Source organism: Bradyrhizobium sp. 141 (assembly GCF_023074055.1).
Taxonomy (GTDB): Bacteria; Pseudomonadota; Alphaproteobacteria; order Rhizobiales; family Xanthobacteraceae; genus Bradyrhizobium.
The window spans coordinates 112,273-131,888 of record NZ_JADPKR010000100.1 but is presented as its reverse complement, the minus strand read 5'-3'; the positions used below and the strand labels follow the sequence as shown (position 1 = coordinate 131,888).

Here is a 19,616-nt window from a genome sequence, read left to right as displayed (position 1 = left end):
ACCCCGTTGCCGTCACGCCAGCACATCCGCCACGACCGCCTTCAAAACGTCCTTCACATCGGCTGGCATCAGCCGCACCTGCAATCCGCGCTGACCGCCGTTGAGAAAGACCTGGTCGTGCGCGAGCGCGCTCTGCTCCATCACGGTGCGAACCGGTTTACGCTGGCCGAACGGGCTGATGCCTCCGACCTTGTAGCCGGTGACGCGTTCAGCCTCGGGCGGCTTCATCATCTGCGCCGACTTGCCGCTCGCGGCCGCTGCGAGCTTCTTCATCGAGACCTCCTGGTCGGATGGGACGACGACGCAGACTGGCTTGCCGTCCACCAGCGCCATCAGCGTCTTGAGGACGCGCGCCGGGTCCTCGCCGAGCGCGGCGGCGGCCTGAAGGCCGATGCTCTCGGCGTCAGGATCGTAGTCGTAGGCATGGACAGTAAAGGCAACACCGGCGGCCGTGAGCGCGCGGGTGGCGGGGGTGACTTTGGACATGAGCCATATCTACCACCGTCATTGCGAGGAGCGAAGCTGCCTGGGGCAAGCTGGCACCACACAATCACTGTCATCGCCCGGCTTGATCGGGCGATCCAGTACTCCGAGACAGTGGTGATTGACTCGATGGGCCGCGGCGTACTGGATGCCCCGCTTTCGCGGGGCATGACAGAAGTTTGTGTGGCAAGCGTCGTGCTCGATAACGACGAGGCCCTCGCCTACTCCGCCGCGTCCCGCATCTCCGCGCGCTCGGCCCTCGCCGCGCAGAACTTGAACTCCGGGATCTTGCCAAACGGATCGAGCGCCGGGTTGGTCAACAGGTTCGCCGCCGCCTCCGCGTAGCAGAACGGCATGAACACCATGTTCTCCGGCACGTCGCGATCGGAGCGCACCTTGACCTCGACCGCGCCGCGGCGGGTCTCCAGGCGAATGAAGTCACCAGGGGCAAGCTTCTTCTTGCGCATGTCCTTCGGCGACATGAACGCCACCGCCTCCGGCTCGATCTGGTCGAGCACCTGGGCGCGACGCGTCATAGAGCCGGTGTGCCAGTGCTCCAGCACGCGGCCGGTCGACAGTACCATCGGGTATTCGGCGTCCGGAATCTCGTCCGGCGGGATGACCTTGGCCGGCACGATCTTGCCGCGGCCACTCGCGGTCGGAAAGCCCGTGGTGAAGATGATCTCGTTGCCGGGCTTGTTCGGATCGTCGACGGGATAGGTGACCGCGCCTTCGCGCACCAGCCGTTCCCAGGTGATGTTCTTCAGCGACGGCATCAGCTCTGCCATCTCGGTGAAGACGTCGCCGGGACCGGCATAATTCCACGGCAGGCCCATGCGCTTGCCGATCTCCTGGATGATCCAGAGATCCTGCCGCGCATCGCCGGGCGGCTTGATCACCTGGCGCGCGAGCTGCACGCGGCGATCGGTGTTGGTGAAGGAGCCGTCCTTCTCGGCGAAGGCCGAGGCCGGCAGGATGACGTCGGCGTGGAACGCGGTCTCGGTGACGAAGAGATCTTGCACCACGAGATGATCGAGCATCGCGAGTGCCTGGCGCGCATGCTGGAGATCGGGATCGGACATCGCGGGGTTCTCGCCCTCGATATACATGCCCGTGATCTCGCCGGCGTGGATCGCATTCATGATCTCGACCACGGTCAGACCGCGGACGGGATCGAGATCCTGCTGCCACAGCTTTTCGAAGCTGCCGCGCAGATCGTCACGGCTGACCGGCTGATAGTCGGGCAGGAACATCGGGATCAGGCCGGCGTCGGACGCTCCTTGCACGTTGTTCTGGCCGCGCAGCGGATGCAGGCCCGTGCCGGGACGACCGACCTGGCCGGTGATCAGCGCGAGCGCAATCAGGCAGCGCGCATTGTCGGTGCCGTGAACATGCTGGCTGATGCCCATGCCCCAGAAGATGATCGAGGATTTTGCGCGGGCATAGGTACGCGCCACCTCGCGCAGGGTTTGCGCCGGGATGCCGCAGATCGCCTCCATCTTCTCCGGCGTGAACTCCTTGATCTTCTCCTTGAGGTCCTCGAAGCCTTCGGTGTAGCCGGCGATGTACTGGTCGTCGGTCAGGCCTTCGGTGATGATCGTGTGGATCATCGCGTTCAGCATCGCGACGTCGGAGCCGGGCTTGAACTGCAGATGCTTGGTCGCATGACGCGACAGCGTCTGCCGGCGCGGATCCATCACGAACAGTTTTGCGCCATTCTGCTTGACGGCGTTCTTGATGAAGGTCGCGGCAACCGGATGGTTCACGGTCGGGTTGGCGCCGATCACGATGATGACCTCGGCATCCATCGCCGCCGAGAACGGTGCCGACACCGCGCCTGAACTCAGGCCTTCGAACAGCGCCGCGACTGAGGAGGCGTGGCACAGCCGCGTGCAATGGTCGACATTGTTCGAACCAAAACCGGTGCGGACCAGCTTCTGGAACAGATAGGCCTCTTCGTTCGAGCCCTTGGCCGAGCCGAAGCCCGCCAGCGCCTTCACGCCCTTCTCGTCGCGGATCTTGACGAGGCCCTTGGCCGCGATGTCGAGCGCTTCTTCCCAGCTCGCTTCGCGGAAATGGGTGAAGGGGTTGGCGGGATCAACCTGGTCGTTGGAATCCTTCTTCGCATTCGGCAGCCGAACCAGCGGCTTGGTCAGGCGATGCGGATGGTGGATGTAGTCGAAGCCGAAGCGCCCCTTGACGCAGAGACGGTTGCGGTTGGCTGGGCCGTCGCGGCCCTCGGCATAGATCACCTTCTCGTCCTTGACCTCGTAGGTCACCTGGCAGCCGACGCCGCAGAACGGGCAGAGCGAATCGACCTTCTTGTCCGCGTAAGTGACGCGGGTCTGCTTCTCGTCGAGCATCACGGCCGGCATCAACGCGCCGGTCGGACAGGCCTGCACGCATTCACCGCAGGCGACGCAGGTGGACTCGCCCATGGGATCGTCGAAGTCGAATACGATCTTCGAGCCATGATTGCGATAAGCCATGCCGATGACGTCGTTGACCTGGACCTCGCGGCAGGCACGCACGCAGAGGCCGCACTGGATGCAGGCATCGAGATTGACGCGCATCGCCGGATGGCTGGCATCGGTCGCCCAGCGCTCGGCGGCGGGGAAGCGGCTCTCGGTGACGCCTGTCGTCTGGGCCCAGTGCCAGAACTTCGAATCCGGATCGTGGCTGGTCTCGCGCGCCGGCTGGTCGGCGACGAGCAGCTCCATCACCATCTTCTGCGCCGACACCGCACGCGCGCTCTCGGACTTCACCTTCATGCCGACTGACGGCGTGCGCTTGCACGAGGCCGCCAACACACGCTCGCCCTCGATCTCGACCATGCAGGCGCGGCAATTGCCGTCGGGCCGATAGTCGGGCGCCGGCGAATAGCACAAATGCGGGATGTCGCGGCCCTGCCGTTTTGCGACTTGCCAGATCGTCTCGCCGGCATTGGCTTCGACCTGCTTGCCGTCGAGCTCGAACGTAATCTTGGTCATTCGGCCGCTTCCTTGAACTCGTCAGGGAAATATTTGATCACGGTGGACAGCGGGTTCGATGCCGCCTGTCCGAGCCCGCAGATCGAGGCATCGCGCATCGCCTGGCTCAATTCTTCCAGCAATGCGCGGTTCCAGACCGGCTTCTGCATCAGCAGCGCGGCCTTCTGGGTTCCGACGCGGCACGGCGTGCACTGGCCGCAGCTCTCGTCCTCGAAGAACTTCATCAGGTTGAGCGCGGCTGCGCGCACGCTGTCCTTCTGCGACAGGATCACGACCGCGGCCGAGCCGATGAAGCAGCCGTATTTCTCGAGCGTGCCGAAATCGAGCGGAATGTCGGCCATCGACGCCGGCAGGATGCCGCCGGACGCGCCGCCCGGCAGATACGCGTAGAACTGATGGCCATCGGCCATGCCGCCGCAATATTCGTCGATCAGCTCGCGCACGGTGATTCCCGCGGGCGCCAGCTTCATGCCGGGGTTCTTGACGCGGCCGGAGACCGAGAAGCTGCGCAGGCCATGGCGCTCATGACGGCCATTGCCCTTCCACCAGTCGGCGCCCTTCTCGACGATGTCGCGCACCCACCACAGCGTCTCGATGTTGTTGATCAGCGTCGGCAGGCCGAACAGGCCGACCTGGAACGGATAAGGCGGCTTGTGCCGGGGCAGGCCGCGCTTGCCTTCGATGCTTTCGAGCAGCGAGGATTCCTCACCGCAGATATAGGCGCCGGCGCCGCGGCGCATGTGCAGCGTCGGACCGCCCGGCGGGAGCTTTGCGATCTCGCGCTCCAGGATCTCGCGTGAGGCCGGATATTCGTCGCGCAGGTAGATGTAGACGTCGGAGGCCTGCACCACATGCGCGCCAATCAGCATGCCCTCGATGAAGCGATGCGGATCGCTTTCGAGATAGACGCGGTCCTTGAACGTGCCGGGTTCGCCCTCGTCGCCGTTGATCGCCATCAGCCGCGGGCCGGGCTCGCCGAGCACGGCGCGCCATTTGCGGCCCGTCGGGAAGCCGGCGCCACCGAGGCCGCGAAGCGAGGCGTCGTCGAGCGCCTTCAGCAGATCGTCCTTTGACAGCTCGCCGGAGCGCAGGCGGCCCAGCAGCTTGTAGCCGCCGCCGGCAACATAAGCCTCATAGCCGACATAGTTGGGCAGATGCGCGTGGGTGTCGCCGGCGTTCGCGGCCGCCATGACATTGGCGACAGTCGCGTGGTCGACAAAGTTGTGGCCAACCTCAGCGGCCGGCGCAGTGTCGCAGCGGCCGACGCAGGGCGCGCGTACCACGCGAATGCCGGGACCCGTCGCGCTCTGCAAATCCTCCAGCAGCTTCTCGCCGCCGAGCATCGCGCAGGTCAGCGAATCGCAGACGCGGATCGTCAGCGGCGCGATGTCGGGCTCGCCTTCCTTCACCACATCGAAATGGGCGTAGAAGGTCGCGGTCTCGAACACCTCGGCGAAGGCGAGCTTCATCTCGTCGGCGAGCGCGGCCAGATGCGCGGCCGAGATCTGGTGATATTTGTCCTGGATCAGGTGCAGATATTCGATCAGCAGATCGCGCCGCCGCGGCCTGTCGCCGAGCAGAAGCTCGATCTCGTGCGCGGCGGTCGGATCAACCTGGCGCCCTTTAGGGGTGGCCTTGGCGCGTCGGCGTCCCTCACCGGGGTGCTCGAAAGGGCGGACCTTGTGCACGTCGTCGTGGCTCATCGATTCGTCTCGATCTCGTCTTTTAGAACAGCTCCAGTTCTAGCTCTTGGCATGCCAGATGCCAAGAGAATTATTGTGCTCGCGGAAGCAGTTAAGGGCGGCGCAACGCAAAGCGTGAATCGGCGGCCGGACATCGCTTGCGTTCGGTGCAACACGCCAACGGATAGAACGAAGCCTGAATTGGCCTGGAGATCAATAAAGCCTTCCCATGCTGCGATAGCGAAATCGTATCGCGCATGCACTCCGAGACCACAGGTGAGCGTCTGTGCCCTGTGCTGACCGTCAACTTTTGCCCATGCACTCCTCAATGTAGAACCAGCGATCGTCGCCCGCGAGGCCCTTGGCCTTCACGTCCTTGCGGCAGTCCTTGAGCTTCGACTTGTTGGCGCTCCACTTGGCCTTCATGTCCTTGAGCCTCTGCGCGGTCAGCTTGATCTTACCGGGCTTGGCTTCGGTCGCAGCGGGTGGCGTTGCGGCCGGTGCCGCGGCAGTCTGTGCGGATGCGGATTGCAGGGCGCCGGCGACGAGCAGCACGGCGGCGGCACAAACGAGTGTACGAACCATCGAATCCCCCAGGGGCAAAGTTTGAAACAATCGAAATGAGCGGCGGGAGCGCGGCCTTGGTGCGCTCCCGCTCGCGAGGAATGTGCGATCAGAAGATCTTGACCGCGCTCTCCAGCGTCTTCCAGACACCCCAAGCCAAGGGAATGCCGACGAAGGCCCAGAACAGCCCCGCCTTGGCGTCGAGCCCGCCAAAGCCGATGCCGTACGAGCCGTGCGGCCCCGCGGCTGCAGCGCTGGCGCTCGCCGCCTGCAACTTGGCGACATCGGCGTCCTTCATGTGCCACTTCGAATCGACCGGCTTGATCAGGTAGTTGCAGATCAGGCCCGCGATCAGCATCGCGCAGAGGATGTACATGGTGGTGTTGTAGAGCTGGTCGCGCGGCACGCCGGCCGCGAGCTGGAACTCGCGGATGTAGTTCACCACGACGGGGCCGATGATGCCCGCCGTCGACCAGGCCGTCAGCAGCCGGCCGTGGATGGCGCCGACGAACTGGGTGCCGAACATGTCGGCGAGATAGGCCGGCACGGTGGCGAAGCCGCCGCCATACATCGACAGGATGATGCCGAAGCCGAGCACGAACAGCAGCTTCGAGCCCATCGCCGCGAAGGTCGGCGCCAGAGCATAGAGCACGATGCCGAGGATGAAGAACGTGTAGTAGGTGTTCTTGCGCCCGATCTTGTCCGACAGCGAGGCCCAGAAGAAGCGGCCGCCGATGTTGAAGAGCGAGAGCAATCCGGCGAAGCCCGCGGCGATCGCGGCAATCTGCGCCTTCTGCCCGGCGTCGAGCGCGTTGAAGCCGACGTCCGGCAGGCCGATCAGCTTGCCGGCGAAGATCTCTTGCAGCATGGGCGAAGCCATGCCGATCACGCCGATGCCGGCCGACACGTTCAGGCACAGCACCCACCAGATCAGCCAGAACTGCGGCGTCTTGTGCGCATCGTTGAGATGAACGTTGCTCTTCGAGATCATCGCGTTGGCCTTGGACGGCGGGGTCCAGCCCTCGGGCTGCCAGCCGGGCGGCGGCAGGCGATAGCGGAACGCGCCGATCATCATGAACACGAAGTAGATGACGCCCATCGCGACGAAGGTCTCCCAGACGCCGACTGAGGTCGGGGTCTTGAAGTAGTTCATCAGGAGGTTCGCCAGCGGCGCGCCGATCATGGCGCCACCGCCGAAGCCCATGATGGCCATGCCCGTCGCCATGCCGCGGCGGTCGGGAAACCATTTGACGAGCGTCGACACCGGCGAGATGTAGCCAAGGCCGAGGCCGATGCCGCCGATCACGCCCGAACCCAGCCACAACAGCCAAAGCTGATGGGTGTAAACTCCGATCGCACCGAGGAAGAGACCGCCGCACCAGCAGAGCGCCGAGACGAAGCCCGCCTTGCGCGGTCCCACGCGCTCCAGCCAGCCGCCCCAAACCGCAGCCGCGATACCGAGCAGCACGAAGAACAGGGTGTACATCCATCCCATGCTGGCGACCTTCCAGTCGCAGCTGGTCGTGAACAGCTCCTGCCACAGCGACATGTCGGGGCAGGCCTTCGGTGCGGTCAATCCGACTGCGCGCGACAGCGGCAGCCAGAACACCGAAAAGCCATAGGCCATGCCGATGCAGAGATGGATGCACAGCGCCGCCGGCGGCACCAGCCAGCGATTAAAGCCGGCGGTCGCGATGGTCCGCTCGCGATCAAGAAAACCCGCGCCAGCGCCTGAAAGTGTCCCAGCGCCTTCGATTGTAGTCATACGTTCCTCCCCTCAGCCACCCTTCTGAGCAGCCTGCCGCTACTATCCTGTTCCTCAGCTCATTGCGGTGCAGACAATTGCCCCTACTGCCCCGCACAGTCATCCGACGCGCGCCAGGATCGTCACGCGCGTTCAAAAGTTAACCCCTCGAAGCGGGGCTCTATGCCCGATACGACGTGCAAGCTTCGTGTGTGGCCCGTTGATCCCCGTATCGCAGACGAGACTCAACCTCCGCGCCTGCACGGAGAAAGTCAATTTGGGCAGAAGCCATGATCGATGTCGATAGACAAAAGGTCGGTATCAGCGCGGTAACGTTCTCAAGAACGCAGCGCACCATTGACGTCCTCTATCGAGCCATTCGTCTTTTCTATCAAGAACACGATGCGCGCCTCGTTGCGCTCCGTGATCTCCACCGTGTCGCCGGTCTCGCGGATCAGGTTTGGAATGTCGATCACCGACAACGGGTCGGTGCAGTGAACTTCGAGCTGATCGCCCGGTTGCAACGGCTTTAAAGCCTTGCGCGTCTTCAAGGCGGGGAGCGGGCATTTCAACCCGGTGAGATCGAGCGTGGTTCTGGTCATGCGCGCAACATGGCGAGACGAAGCGATGGCGTCAACGCAGAGGCAGCTAGAGCAGATCGGCGTAGGACAAGAAACCTACGCTGTGCCCCGGCTCGACGCCCGTGATGCTCTCACCGAGTTCGACCAGGCCGTCGGTCTCGACCAGCGAGTACAACAGCCCCGCTCCCTCGCGCGGAAACTTGATGGCCTCGAGCCCGCCGTCCTGTGCGCGTCGCAAGGAGGCGCGCACATATTCACGCCGGCCCGCTTTCTTCTTGTAAGTAAACGCCGCGCGCACCGGGATGGGCGTCAACGGCTCTGGCAATCCACCCGCCAGCGCCAGCACTGTCGGCCGCACCACATGGACAAACGTGACGAAACTCGCAACGGGATTGCCGGGCAATCCGATCAGCGGCGTGCCGTCGATGATGCCCATCGCCACGGGGCGGCCGGGCTTGATCGCCATCCGCCACAGCACCAGCGAGCCGATGCTTTCGACCGCCGCCTTGACGTGGTCCTCCTCGCCGGTCGAGACGCCGCCGGTGGTGAGAATCAAATCGTGGCGGCCTGCAACCTGCTTCAAGCCATTCGCGAGCGAACTACGCTCGTCGCGCAGAATGCCGAGGTCGCTGACCTCGCAGCCGAGGCGGCGCAGCATCGCCATCAGCATGAAACGGTTGGAATCGAACAGCTGCGAGGCGGCGCGTGGCTCGCCAGGAGAAGCCAGCTCGTCACCGGTCGAGAACACCGCAACGCGAATGCGCCTGACCACGTCGAGCCTGACAAGCCCGAACGCCGCGGCGAGCGCGACGTGCTGCGGCAGCAAGCGCTGGCCGGCGCGCAGCGCGATCTGGCCCTCGGGGATGTCTTCGCCGGCGGGCCGGACATTGGCGCCGGGCTTCAGCCCCGGCGGCAGCACGATCTTGCCGGAATCGTCGGTGCGGACATCTTCCTGCATGAAGACGGTCTCCGCACCCGGCGGCATCGGCGCGCCCGTGAAAATGCGCGCGGTGTGGCCAGGCTTGATCGGTGCCTGTGCAAGCCCGCCGGCCTGGATACGGCCGTCAAGCGGGAACGCCTGCTCCGCGCGATCGGGAAGATCGGCGTTGCGCACGGCGTAGCCGTCGACGGCCGAGTTGGTGAAGGGCGGCAACGGCAGCGGCGCCGCGACGTCGCGCGCCAGCACGCGCCCGTCTGCGTCGACGAGCGCCACCGTTTCCAGATCGGCGATCGCGCTGACGCGCGTCGTGATGAGACCAACGGCCTCGTCGACCGACATCATCGGGCCGCCGAAGGCAAAGCAATCGTCCGACAGTTGCGCCATGGTGCCTCGTCAGCGTATCGCGGCGCTCTTCGCCACGGCTTCCTCGACCGGCATCGCCGCGCGCAGCAGCAATGCCGCAGCCGCCGCGATATCGTCGAGATGGACAGTCGGCAGCCCAGTGTTAATGGCGGTGTCCGTCGCGATCCCGGCAATCCCGGGATCGTCGAGAAACAACAGCGGCTTGCCGTTCGCCGCGCGATGCACCTCGATCTTGCGGTGCGGCTCGCGCTTGAAGCCCTCGACCACGACGAGATCGACCGCGGACAGCTTGCCCAATAGTTCCGGCAGACGCGGCTCCGCCGCGCCGCGCAGCTCGTGCATCAGGGCCCAGCGGCTTGACGAAGCAACCAGCACTTCGGCCGCGCCGGCCTCGCGATGCCGCCAGGAATCCTTGCCGGGCACGTCGACGTCGAACTGGTGATGCGCATGCTTGATGACGGAGACGCGCAGGCCCTGCGCGTTGAAATGCGGGATCAGCCGCGTCAACAGCGTGGTCTTGCCCGCACCGCTCCAGCCCGCAAGGCCGATGACTTTCATAACCGTTCGATCTCCGCCTACGGCTCGCCAGCCGGTGGAACCTCCGGCCTCTCCCCGTCATTGCGAGCGCAGCGAAGCAATCCAGAACTATATCCACAGTGGCAGTCTGGATTGCTTCGCGGAGCCTGTCATCGGGCCGCGCTTCGCGCGGACCCGTTGGCTCGCAATGACGAACGGAGGCATTTCACCCGCTCACCGCCATGCTTATATCGGCTTGAGCCGAATGTCATGCTAACGTCGCGACCATGATGAAGATCGACAAAGCTCCCGTGCCCCTGATCGTCCCGAACCCAGACGATCCTCGCCTGACCCAGAGCGTGACCGGGACCGACCAGACCGGCGCCAGGGTCGAGATCAAGGTGCCGATGGAGCGGCCGCTGACGCTCTACCTGAATGCCCAGGAGATCGTCACCATGATGACGATCGGCGACTATCCGGAATATCTGGCGCTCGGCTATCTGCTGAACCAGAACATGCTGAAATATAATGACGTCGTCACCGAGGTCGAATACGACGACGACCTCCAGGTGGTCGTGGTGCGCACCACACACCACACCAATTTCGAAGCCAAGCTGAAGAAGCGCACGCAGACCTCGGGCTGTGCGCAGGGCACCGCCTTCGGCGACCTGCTGGAGGCTGTCGAGAGCGTCGCATTGCCGAAGGCGGAGCTGCGCACCTCCTGGCTCTACCAGATGACGCAGACCATCAACACCATGCCCTCGCTCTATCTCGAGGCCGGCGCGATCCATGGCTGTGTGCTGTGCAAGGAGGGCACTCCGCTCTGCTACACCGAGGATGTCGGCCGGCACAACGCGGTCGACAAGATCGCGGGCTGGATGTACCGCCACGGCGTCGATGCCTCCGACAAGATCCTCTACACCACGGGGCGTCTCACCTCGGAGATGGTGATCAAGACCGTCCGCATGGGGATCCCGATCCTGGTGTCGCGCTCCGGCTTCACCGCCTGGGGTGTCGATCTCGCCCGCCAGGTCGGGCTGACGCTGGTCGGACGCACCCGCGGCAAGCGCTTCATCGTCCTCGCGGGCAAGGAGCGCATCGTCTACGACCAGAACCTCGACTACGTCGAGGAGGAGTCGGCGAAGCACAAGCGCAAGGGTGAAGGTCGTGACGACTAGTTTTGCAGCCACGCAAGGCGTGCTGCTCGCCGGCGGTCTCGCGCGGCGCATGGGCGGCGGCGACAAGCCGATGCGCACCATCGGCGGCCGCACCATTCTGGAGCGCGTGATCGCGCGGTTGACGCCGCAATGTAGCGGACTGATCCTCAATGCCAACGGCGATCCCGCGCGCTTCGCCGACTTCGGCCTGCAGGTCGTCCCCGACGACGTGCCCGGTTTTCCCGGCCCGCTCGCCGGCATTCTCGCGGCGCTCGACTGGACCGCGGCAAATCGGCCGGAGATCGACTGGGCGCTCAGCGCCGCCGGCGATTGCCCGTTCCTGCCGCGCGATCTGGTGGCCCGCCTGCATGACGCACGCGAGCGCGAGAACGCGCAGCTCGCCGTCGCCGCATCCGGCGACCAGTCACATCCGGTGATTGGCCTCTGGCGCGTCGCCTTGCGCGACGAGCTGCGTCACGCGCTGGTCGTCGAAGACCTCCGCAAGATCGACCGCTGGACCGCGCGCTATCCGCTCGCGACGGTGACGTGGCCAGCCGAGCCGCTCGATCCGTTCTTCAATGCCAATACGGTCGAGGACATCGCCGAAGCCGAGCGGCTGGCGGCGCTGGACGACGCGGCCTAAGGCGGTCAGCCATGGCCGAACTGATGCGGATGCCGGCCCGGCCGCCACCGCATTCCCGGGTCTGTTGAACCCAACTGAGGACGGGAGCGACCACTGATCGGACGTTGCCCCCGGATGAGCCATGACCGACTCGCTCTTGGATGTCATTTTCGATGTTGTCGACCTCGCGTTCGATGTTTCGGACGTGATCGATCGCACGAAACAGCTGAGCAAGCCTGACACCGTCGAGGTCCCGCCGGACCCGAAGCCTCTGCCGCCTGCCGCACAGCGTGCGCTGGCCGAAGCCGAGAAGCGGGAGCGCGCCGCTCAGGCCGCCAGCGGCACCGATCAGGCATCGCATCGATAACCCAGCTGGCGTCTACGCAGGCCGAAATCCGGCCCGCTCAAGCGCAGCACGTGCATCGTCCGAGCCGAGTGCGTCGAGGAAGGCCTGCACGGCCGGCCGGTCCTTGCGCGCGGTCACCAGCACGAAGTCATAATGCTCTTCCGCGAGCGGAATGAAACCGAGGCCGGCCGCATGGGCGACCGGCGCAATGGTCATGCCCCAGTCGGCGCGGTGCTGCACGACGGCCGCCGCGACCGCATTGTGCGAGCGCGGCTGGTTCCAATAGCCTTCCGGGCGCGCGCCGCCGAGCAAACGATCGATCAGGATGCGCGTGCCGGCGCCCTGGTTGCGGTTGACCATGATGCAGGCGGGGTCAGCGAGCGCCGCAGCAACGGCGTCCTTCGCACCAAGACCTTCGAAACGCTTGTCGCCCTCGCGGAACACGATGCCCTGCATCCGCCGCCAGCCCGGCACGAGTTCGAGCCCCTCGACGAGATAGGGCGTGTTGTAGGTCTCGCTTCGATCGTCGAACAGATGGATCGGCGCGAGATCGCATTCGCCGCGCTTTGCAGCCGCAAGTCCGCCGAGGCTGCCGACCGCGATCGATCGCACGGTGAGGCCGGCATGCGCGAGCTCAGCGGTGACGAGATCGAGACCGGTGCAATGGCTGCCGACGATGACGAGATCGGGCACGCGCACATGCGGCGTGAACAGCGTCACCTCGGCTTCGGTCCCGGCCGGCATCTGGTCGGCGAGCGCATCGATGCGCAGAAAGCCATCGGCCTGCGCGAAGGACGTGATCGCGCCGGAGCCCTTGCCGGTGGGATAGGCGATCAGGCGATCCTGACCCTCGACCAGCGAGACCATCACGAATTCGGTACGGCCGAGCTCGGAAGCGATACGGACGGGCACGGTTGCACTGACCTTCGCATCGGAGCGCGGCGGCAGTCCGGCCATCCTGCGCAGCACCGGCACGATCATGTCGTGGAAGGTGAACATCGCCGAGGTCGGAAAGCCCGGCAGGATCACCACCGGCTTGCCGTCGCACACCGCAAGGCACAGCGGCTTGCCGGGCTTGAGCGCAACGCCATGGGCGATGACGCCGGGCTGGCCGAGACGGCCGATGATGCGGTGGGACAAATCGCCCGCGCCTTTCGATGTGCCGCCCGACAGCACGAGCATGTCGGCGCCTGCCAGCGCGCGGCGCATAGCGGCTTCGAGCATGGCCTCATCGTCGGGAACGGCGCCGTGGAAAACCGCCTCACCGCCATTCTCGTCGATCGCAGCAGTGACGATCGCACCATTGGTGTCGTAGATCTCGGCAGGCGCGAGCGGCTGGCCCGGCTGCACCAATTCGTCGCCGGTGGAGATGACGGCCACAACCGGCTTGCGCGCCACACTCACTTCGGCGATGCCGCACGCGGCCAGCATGCCGATCTCGCGCGAGCCGATGATCGTGCCGGCGCGCAGCAGCGCTTCGCCGCGCGCGATGTCGGATCCGGCATAGGAGACGAATTGCCCCGGAGACGTGGCGCGACGAACCTCGATCGCGTCCGACCCTGCCGGCTGGGTGTGCTCGACCATGACGACGGCATCGGCGCCGCGCGGCAGCGGACCGCCGGTGGCGATCGCCGTTGCGGTTCCGGCCGCCACTTGCAGCGCTGGCGCGGTGCCGCAGTGGATGGTTTCGCCGTTCAGTGCAAGGCGAACAGGCTTGCCTTCGCCCGCCGCGACGATATCCGCCGAGCGCACGGCGAAGCCGTCGACATTGGAGCGGTCGAACGGGGGAACATCGATCGGAGCCGTGACGTCCTCGGCGAGTGCCGCACCGAGGGCATCGGCGAGCTTGCGCATCTCGGTCGGAATCGTGCGCGGGAACAGCAACGCCTCGAACCGTGCCAGCGCTTCCTCCCGCGACAGGATCTTGAGGAATTGCTCCTGTTCGAACGCGCTAGGGATTTGCGATCGCGGAATCATCGTCATGCCGGAACCCATATCATTTCCGCATCAGATAGGCATCGACCGACGTGCCCGCCGCAAATCCCTCGTGGCTGGCGGGGACGAGCAGCCATGCATCGGCACGGGCAATCGCCTGGAGCGGCCATTCGCCCACGGCAAGCGGCATCCACGCATGATGTTCCAGGGACAGCAGAGCCATTTCGGCGATACCGACACTGGATGCGATTTTGCGCGCAAGCGGCAAGGTCACCTGCCGGCGCGGTTGCCGCGCGGACAGGTGGTCGATGAGCGGCAGCACGAGCCCGAGCCAGGCCGCGAGCGCATGATCGGGCGAGCCGGGCAAGGCAACCACGGGAATTCGCCCGAGCCGCCCGACCGCGGCGGTGCGTCCGGGCTGGAGCGCGAGGCCATGGGCCAGCACCTCGCCACACTGGGCCAGCGCTATGACAGCGGCATCCCGGCGGCCGACGCCGCTGCCGCCCGCCGTCAGCAGGAGGTCACAAGAGGACGCATCGAGCGCATCGGCGATCGATGCTTGATCGCGTGCACCGGTTTCGTGCGTTTCCACACCCAGTCCCGCTGCATGCGCGAACCCGGCGATCATATGCATCGTTGCCGTTGCGCCCGGCACATTGACGATGCGCAGCCGGGGCCGCCGTACGCCGAGTTTCTCCAGACCCGCAACGCGCGCCAGCAGCAGATCGGCCGCACCGACCGGATAACCCTCGGCACCGGCAGGCGTACGTTCCGCGATGTCGCTCCCGGCGCGCCTGACGTCCTGCCCCGGCACGCCTTCCGCCAGCACCTGCGCGAGCGGCCCCGACACCTCCACGGCGTCGGCATCGAGCACACAGTCGCATCCCGCCGGCATCGCTTCGCCGGCCTCGACCCATTGCGGCACTTTTGTCAAAGGCAGCGGCGAATAGGAGGAGGCGCCGACGAGATCATTGGCGCACAGCGCCCAGCCGTCCGCAGCGGCAATGTCGTGCCGCGGATGGGCCGCAAGCAGCGGAGTGCCCGCCGCGATGCAACCGGCCGCGTCGGCCAGTGGCAACTCCACCGGTGCAAGCGGCTCAAGCCCGTTCAACAACGCGGCGAGCGCGATCTCGAGCGGCGTGAGCGAGGACGGCAGGTGCTGGGTCATGCGCCATGGTGGACCATGCATCGCCTGCTTTGGCAACCGCCGGCGATGCGGGCCTCAACCGCCCGACCGGTCCGAATTCGGGAAGAACAACTGCTGCCCGTCGACCTTGTAGCCGGCGATCGCCGTCTGCCCCTCCGGCGAGGTCAGCCAGTCGATGAAGGTCTGCGCGAGATCCTTCTTCACGTTCGGAAACTTCTCGGGGTTCACCAGCATCACGCCGTACTGATTGAGCAGCCGCCGATCGCCTTCGACGACAATGTCGAGATCGCCGCGATCCCTGAACGCGATCCAGTTGCCGCGGTCCGACAGCACATAGGCATTCGCGGCGCGCGCGGCGTCGAGGGCCGAGGTCATGCCCTGCCCGGCCTCGCGATACCAGGCGCCCTTGGCAGCGCCGATGTCGATGCCGGCGACGATCCAGAGCGCGAGCTCCGCGGCGTGGGTGCCCGACCGATCGCCGCGCGTCACGAACGGCGCGCCTTTGGCTTCGATCGCCTTCAGTGCCGTCACGATGTCCTTGCCCTTCACGGCCGCCGGATCGCTCTTCGGCCCGATCAGCACATAGTCGTTGTACATCACGTTGAAACGCTTCTCGCCAAAGCCGTCGGCGACGAATTTCTCCTCCTGCGGCCGCGCGTGCATCAGCACGACGTCGGCCTCGCCCCGTCGCGGCCCGTTGAGCACCTCATCGGCGCGCCGCGCGATCACGGTCACCTCGATGCCGGTCTTGTCCTGGAAGATCGGCAGCAGATAGTCGAGCAGGCCGGAATCCTGCGTCGATGTGGTCGAGGCCAGCACGATCGCGCGGTCCTCCGCGGATGACGCCGCAACGCCCGCGGTGAGGCCGCAGAAAACCGCGAATGCTACGGACAGGCGGCGGACGGCCATGATCGGGTTCCCATTGGATAAGACGCGGCCATGATGGCGAGCGATTGCGCCGCACTCGTGACGCATCTGCTGCCTTGCGCTCTGCAGTCGGGAAATTTCGGCAAGAGCACGCACGCTTTGAGATCGTTCACCAAAGCAGAAATCGCGCGCGCGGATGTGTTGCAAAGCAGCGAGATGATCAGGCATGGTTCCCGCGGACACAAATTGAAATGCAGAATTCCACCTGCGTTAGACGTCAAAAAGAAGCAAGAATTTGCATAGGAATGCAGGATGGAATTCCTGACGACCAGCGAAGCCGCCGATTACCTTCGGCTCGGCGAACGCAAGCTTTACGAACTCGTCACCACCGGCGCGATCCCCTGCACCAAGGTGACCGGGAAGTGGCTCTTCCCGCGGCACGAACTCGATCTCTGGGTGCTGTCCGGCCTCGCGCGTCCGGCCGGCATGCTGATCGCGGAGCCACCGCCGGTCGTGGGCGGCAGCCAGGACGAACTGCTGGATTGGAGCCTGCGCGAGTCCGGATCCGGCTTGGGATCGATGAGCGAGGGCAGCATGCGCGGGCTCGAACGCTTGCAGCGCAACGAGGTGATGGCGGCGGCGGTGCACTTCCACGGCCTGGAGGCTTCCGACGATCTCGCCGGCGATGCCAGTATCGAAGCGCTGCGCGCAGCTCCCGACCTGCATGATGCGGTGCTGGTGGCGTTCGTGCGCCGCGAGCAGGGTCTCGTGCTGCCGCAAGGCAATCCCAAGCACCTGCACGGCCTGACCGACGTGCTCGCGCGCGGCGCCAGGATGGCGATGCGGCAACAGGGCACGGGCGCGCAGATGCTGCTCGACCTGCTGCTGAAGCGCGCGGGCGCCACGACACGGGATTTGCGCCGGGCCGAGGCGCCGTGCCTGACCGGTCCGGACCTTGCCGAGCTGGTCCGCGCCGGCCAGGCCGATTGCGGCATCGCGACGCGCGCCACCGCGCGCTCGGCCGGTCTGGATTTCGTGCCGCTGGTCTGGGAGAACTTCGACCTCGCGATGCGGCAGCGCAGCTATTTCCGCCCCGCCATGCAGGCCCTGCTCCGCTTCCTGGACGAACGGCGGCTGCGGCAGCGCGCCGAGGAGCTGACCGGCTATGATCCCTCATCCGCAGGACAGATCCGCTTCGCAGCCTGACATTGACGCCCGCCCCAAAATAGTTGCAAAAGAAACCAATTCAGCCGGGGCATACCCGGCAAAAAGCAACACCGGCCAACGCGCCGGATCAGGGAGGACAAGCGTGAATCCAACCAGATTTGGACTACCGGTCGCGGCCGCCTTGACGGCGGCTCTGATGTCAAGCGCCGCAATGGCGCAAGTGTCCAACGAAATCGTCAAGATCGGCGTGCTCACCGACATGAACGGCCCGGCCTCGGCACCCACCGGCCAGGGCTCGGTGACGGCCGCGCAGATGGCGATCGACGATTTCGGCGGCACCGTGCTCGGCAAGCCGATCAGCATCGTGATCGGCGACCATCAGCTCAAGGCCGACATCGGCGGCACCATCGCGCGGCGCTGGTTCGACGTCGACCAGGTCGATTTGATCGTCGACGTGCCGGTCTCGGCGGTCGGGCTCGCGGTGCAGAACGTCGCCAACGAGAAGAAGCGGCTGTTCATCACCCACTCGACCGGCACCGCCGATTTCCACGGCAAGTTCTGCTCGCCTTACGCGATCCAGTGGGTGTTTGACACCCGCGCGCTCGCGGTCGGCACCGCGGATGCGGTGGTCAAGCGCGGCGGCGACAGCTGGTTCTTCATCACCGACGACTATGCCTTCGGCCATTCGCTCGAGCGCGACGCGTCCGCGGTCGTCACCGCCAATGGCGGCAAGGTGCTGGGCTCGGTGCGGCCGCCGCTGGCAACGCCGGACCTGTCTTCGTTCGTGCTGCAGGCGCAGGCCTCCAAGGCCAAGATCATCGGCATTGCCGCAGGTCCCCCCAACAACATGAACGAGATCAAGACCGGCTCGGAGTTCGGCGTGTTCAAGGGCGGCCAGCAGATGGCGGCCCTGCTGGCGCTGATCACCGACATCCACGGCCTCGGCCTGCAGGCAGCCCAGGGCCTGCTGCTGACGACCTCGTTCTATTGGGACATGGACGACAAGACCCGCGAATGGTCGAAGCGCTATTTCGCCAAGATGAACAAGATGCCGTCGATGTGGCAGGCCGGCGTCTATTCCAGCGTGATGCACTATCTCAACGCCATCAAGGAAAGCGGCACCGACGATCCGCTCAAGGTCGCCGCAAAAATGCGCGAGAAGCCGATCGAGGATTTCTTCGCCCGCAACGGCAAGCTGCGCGAGGACAATCTGATGGTGCACGATCTCTGGCTGGTGCAGGTGAAGACGCCGGAGGAGAGCAAATATCCGTGGGACTATTACAAGATCCTCACCACGATCTCCGGCGACAAGGCGTTCGGTCCGCCGGACCAGGCGTGTCCGCTGGTGAAGAAGTGACGATCTCGCAAAGCACACAACTCGTCATGCCCGGGCTTGTCCCGGGCATCCACGTCTCTCCTCAAACGCGGTGACGCGTGGATGGCCGGGTCAAGCCCGGCCATGACGGCAGCGGGTGTGGCTGCGTCCTACTTCACCACGCCGATCTCGCGAAAGTACTTCATCACGCCGGGATGGATCAGCTCCGGCCTCGGCGCGGCCGCAACGGTGTTCGACGCCGTGGTCTCGCACGCTTGAGCCAGCTTCTTGCAGAAATTCGCCTCGTTGCCGTGCAGCGTCTTCGCGAGGCGATAGGCGACGTCATCCGGCAAATCCTCGCGCGTCAGCACGAAGCTCCAGGAGCCGAGCGAGGCGATCGGCGCGGTCTGCGTCGGATAGCTGTTGGCGGGCACGGTCAGCGGCTTCAGGAATGAATGCTTGGCGCGGATGCGCGTCATCTCTTCAACGCTCGGTGCGATGAAGCGCGCGCCTGACGCGCTCGATGCGACCGCGGCAAAGCCGGGCCAGCCGATGCCGGCGCCCCAGAGCGCTGAGACGCGGCCGTCCTCGACCATCGCGGGGCCGTCGCCGGCGCGGTCGAGATAGACGGCCTTGAAATCCTCGTCCTGCTTCAACCCGAGGCCATCAAGCACGTAGCGCGCCAGGATCGGCAGGCCCGAGCCCTTGGCGCCGAACGCGACCGGCTGGCCGACGAGATCGCGGATGGTCTTGTAGGGACTGTCCGCGCGCACAACGAACATGCCGGGGTTGGAATAGATCGCCGTGAGGATCTTCAGCCGTACGGGTGCGCGGCCGATGCCGGCAAAGGCTTCATAGGCCGGCTCGCCCGCGACCAACGCGAGATCGAGCTCGCCCTTCTCCAGCAGCGGGATGTTCTCGTTGCTGCCCTTGGTGTTGCGGGGTGCGATGGAGATTTGCGGATCGGCCGCGTTCATCACGTCCGCGAAAGCGTTGCCATAGAGCGGAAAGCCGCCGCCGGGCGTCGCGGTGCCCAGGCTGATCGTCGTGGTGGAAATGGCCGTGCCTCCGGTTTGCGCAGCGGCGGGGCTCAAGAGCAGCGCGCTGATGAGGATGATCGCGAATCTCATGGTCGTCCCTGACGGACCCGCGTCAACACCGACTTGAGTGACGATGTAGGCAGCGGCCCGATTTTGT

General features: G+C 65.5%; 18 protein-coding genes. 6 read left to right on the top strand and 12 right to left on the bottom strand.

The window, feature by feature from the left end; all coding sequences use genetic code 11:
• Window positions 1–12 precede the first annotated feature (12 nt).
• The 8 genes from ybaK to mobB form a co-directional block, all read right to left on the bottom strand.
• On the bottom strand, window positions 13–486 hold the full coding sequence (gene ybaK / locus IVA81_RS31040) for a Cys-tRNA(Pro) deacylase (RefSeq protein WP_247325033.1): 474 nt from the start codon (window positions 484–486) through the stop codon (window positions 13–15).
• Between the two features lie 218 nt (window positions 487–704).
• Window positions 705–3,473 (bottom strand): formate dehydrogenase subunit alpha, encoded by a 2,769-nt coding sequence (gene fdhF, locus IVA81_RS31035; RefSeq protein ID WP_247325031.1) that lies wholly within the window; start codon window positions 3,471–3,473, stop codon window positions 705–707.
• Window positions 3,470–5,176 carry an NADH-ubiquinone oxidoreductase-F iron-sulfur binding region domain-containing protein gene (locus IVA81_RS31030; protein WP_247325030.1) on the bottom strand — a complete coding sequence of 569 codons (1,707 nt, stop codon included), beginning with the start codon at window positions 5,174–5,176 and terminating at the stop codon, window positions 3,470–3,472. The genes fdhF and IVA81_RS31030 overlap by 4 nt, the downstream gene beginning before the upstream one ends.
• Before the next feature lie 282 nt (window positions 5,177–5,458).
• Window positions 5,459–5,740 carry a hypothetical protein gene (locus tag IVA81_RS31025; protein ID WP_247325028.1) on the bottom strand — a complete coding sequence of 94 codons (282 nt, stop codon included), beginning with the start codon at window positions 5,738–5,740 and terminating at the stop codon, window positions 5,459–5,461.
• An 88-nt stretch (window positions 5,741–5,828) separates the two neighbouring features.
• A complete protein-coding gene (locus IVA81_RS31020) occupies window positions 5,829–7,484 on the bottom strand; it encodes an OFA family MFS transporter (protein WP_247325026.1) in 1,656 nt (551 codons plus the stop codon).
• Window positions 7,485–7,801: 317 nt separating this feature from the next.
• Window positions 7,802–8,065 carry a sulfurtransferase TusA family protein gene (locus IVA81_RS31015; protein ID WP_247325025.1) on the bottom strand — a complete coding sequence of 88 codons (264 nt, stop codon included), beginning with the start codon at window positions 8,063–8,065 and terminating at the stop codon, window positions 7,802–7,804.
• Between the two features lie 46 nt (window positions 8,066–8,111).
• Window positions 8,112–9,368, bottom strand: coding sequence for a gephyrin-like molybdotransferase Glp (gene glp, locus IVA81_RS31010; protein WP_247325024.1), 1,257 nt, complete (start codon window positions 9,366–9,368; stop codon window positions 8,112–8,114).
• A gap of 9 nt (window positions 9,369–9,377) precedes the next feature.
• A complete protein-coding gene (mobB, locus tag IVA81_RS31005; protein ID WP_247325022.1) occupies window positions 9,378–9,905 on the bottom strand; it encodes a molybdopterin-guanine dinucleotide biosynthesis protein B in 528 nt (175 codons plus the stop codon).
• A gap of 245 nt (window positions 9,906–10,150) precedes the next feature.
• Here mobB and fdhD point away from each other — a divergent pair, with 245 nt between their 5' ends.
• From fdhD to IVA81_RS30990, 3 genes are all read left to right on the top strand, one after another.
• Window positions 10,151–11,041, top strand: a complete 891-nt coding sequence (gene fdhD / locus IVA81_RS31000; RefSeq protein ID WP_247325009.1) for a formate dehydrogenase accessory sulfurtransferase FdhD — start codon at window positions 10,151–10,153, stop codon at window positions 11,039–11,041.
• Entirely contained in the window at window positions 11,022–11,663 is a 642-nt protein-coding gene (gene mobA, locus IVA81_RS30995; protein WP_247325004.1) for a molybdenum cofactor guanylyltransferase MobA, read from the top strand. The genes fdhD and mobA overlap by 20 nt, the downstream gene beginning before the upstream one ends.
• A 121-nt stretch (window positions 11,664–11,784) precedes the next feature.
• Window positions 11,785–12,009, top strand: a complete 225-nt coding sequence (locus IVA81_RS30990; RefSeq protein WP_247325002.1) for a hypothetical protein — start codon at window positions 11,785–11,787, stop codon at window positions 12,007–12,009.
• 12 nt (window positions 12,010–12,021) lie between these two features.
• Here IVA81_RS30990 and IVA81_RS30985 read toward each other — a convergent pair whose 3' ends face one another.
• The 3 genes from IVA81_RS30985 to IVA81_RS30975 are packed head-to-tail and all read right to left on the bottom strand — an operon-like array spanning window position 12,022 to window position 15,979.
• A complete protein-coding gene (locus tag IVA81_RS30985) occupies window positions 12,022–13,971 on the bottom strand; it encodes a molybdopterin biosynthesis protein (protein WP_247324998.1) in 1,950 nt (649 codons plus the stop codon).
• A gap of 13 nt (window positions 13,972–13,984) precedes the next feature.
• Window positions 13,985–15,091 (bottom strand): molybdopterin-binding protein, encoded by a 1,107-nt coding sequence (locus IVA81_RS30980; RefSeq protein WP_247324994.1) that lies wholly within the window; start codon window positions 15,089–15,091, stop codon window positions 13,985–13,987.
• 54 nt (window positions 15,092–15,145) lie between these two features.
• Window positions 15,146–15,979, bottom strand: coding sequence for a substrate-binding domain-containing protein (locus IVA81_RS30975; RefSeq protein WP_247324993.1), 834 nt, complete (start codon window positions 15,977–15,979; stop codon window positions 15,146–15,148).
• A 30-nt stretch (window positions 15,980–16,009) separates the two neighbouring features.
• Here IVA81_RS30975 and IVA81_RS30970 point away from each other — a divergent pair, with 30 nt between their 5' ends.
• From IVA81_RS30970 to IVA81_RS30960, 3 genes are all read left to right on the top strand, one after another.
• Window positions 16,010–16,240 carry a hypothetical protein gene (locus tag IVA81_RS30970; RefSeq protein ID WP_247324986.1) on the top strand — a complete coding sequence of 77 codons (231 nt, stop codon included), beginning with the start codon at window positions 16,010–16,012 and terminating at the stop codon, window positions 16,238–16,240.
• A gap of 9 nt (window positions 16,241–16,249) precedes the next feature.
• The gene (locus IVA81_RS30965; protein WP_247324984.1) at window positions 16,250–17,143 is read left to right on the top strand and encodes a helix-turn-helix transcriptional regulator; all 894 of its coding nucleotides are present in this window, start codon (window positions 16,250–16,252) and stop codon (window positions 17,141–17,143) included.
• Between the two features lie 103 nt (window positions 17,144–17,246).
• The gene (locus IVA81_RS30960) at window positions 17,247–18,461 is read left to right on the top strand and encodes an ABC transporter substrate-binding protein (protein WP_247324982.1); all 1,215 of its coding nucleotides are present in this window, start codon (window positions 17,247–17,249) and stop codon (window positions 18,459–18,461) included.
• A 128-nt stretch (window positions 18,462–18,589) separates the two neighbouring features.
• Here the strand turns inward: IVA81_RS30960 and IVA81_RS30955 are convergent, their stop codons facing one another.
• Window positions 18,590–19,549, bottom strand: a complete 960-nt coding sequence (locus IVA81_RS30955; protein ID WP_247324979.1) for a TAXI family TRAP transporter solute-binding subunit — start codon at window positions 19,547–19,549, stop codon at window positions 18,590–18,592.
• Window positions 19,550–19,616: the final 67 nt, after the last annotated feature.

Excerpts from the sequence above, each read along its gene's own strand:
- fdhF (WP_247325031.1), bottom strand. The coding sequence starts at position 3,473 with ATGACCAAGATTACGTTCGAGCTCGACGGCAAGCAGGTCGAAGCCAAT.
- IVA81_RS30985 (WP_247324998.1), bottom strand. The coding sequence starts at position 13,971 with ATGACGATGATTCCGCGATCGCAAATCCCTAGCGCGTTCGAACAGGAG.
- mobB (WP_247325022.1), bottom strand. The coding sequence starts at position 9,905 with ATGAAAGTCATCGGCCTTGCGGGCTGGAGCGGTGCGGGCAAGACCACG.
- IVA81_RS30955 (WP_247324979.1), bottom strand. The coding sequence starts at position 19,549 with ATGAGATTCGCGATCATCCTCATCAGCGCGCTGCTCTTGAGCCCCGCC.
- glp (WP_247325024.1), bottom strand. The coding sequence starts at position 9,368 with ATGGCGCAACTGTCGGACGATTGCTTTGCCTTCGGCGGCCCGATGATG.
- IVA81_RS30980 (WP_247324994.1), bottom strand. The coding sequence starts at position 15,091 with ATGACCCAGCACCTGCCGTCCTCGCTCACGCCGCTCGAGATCGCGCTC.
- IVA81_RS31015 (WP_247325025.1), bottom strand. The coding sequence starts at position 8,065 with ATGACCAGAACCACGCTCGATCTCACCGGGTTGAAATGCCCGCTCCCC.
- ybaK (WP_247325033.1), bottom strand. The coding sequence starts at position 486 with ATGTCCAAAGTCACCCCCGCCACCCGCGCGCTCACGGCCGCCGGTGTT.
- IVA81_RS30970 (WP_247324986.1), top strand. The coding sequence starts at position 16,010 with ATGATGGCGAGCGATTGCGCCGCACTCGTGACGCATCTGCTGCCTTGC.
- IVA81_RS30965 (WP_247324984.1), top strand. The coding sequence starts at position 16,250 with ATGGAATTCCTGACGACCAGCGAAGCCGCCGATTACCTTCGGCTCGGC.
- IVA81_RS31020 (WP_247325026.1), bottom strand. The coding sequence starts at position 7,484 with ATGACTACAATCGAAGGCGCTGGGACACTTTCAGGCGCTGGCGCGGGT.
- fdhD (WP_247325009.1), top strand. The coding sequence starts at position 10,151 with ATGATGAAGATCGACAAAGCTCCCGTGCCCCTGATCGTCCCGAACCCA.
- IVA81_RS31030 (WP_247325030.1), bottom strand. The coding sequence starts at position 5,176 with ATGAGCCACGACGACGTGCACAAGGTCCGCCCTTTCGAGCACCCCGGT.
- IVA81_RS30975 (WP_247324993.1), bottom strand. The coding sequence starts at position 15,979 with ATGGCCGTCCGCCGCCTGTCCGTAGCATTCGCGGTTTTCTGCGGCCTC.
- IVA81_RS30990 (WP_247325002.1), top strand. The coding sequence starts at position 11,785 with ATGACCGACTCGCTCTTGGATGTCATTTTCGATGTTGTCGACCTCGCG.
- IVA81_RS31025 (WP_247325028.1), bottom strand. The coding sequence starts at position 5,740 with ATGGTTCGTACACTCGTTTGTGCCGCCGCCGTGCTGCTCGTCGCCGGC.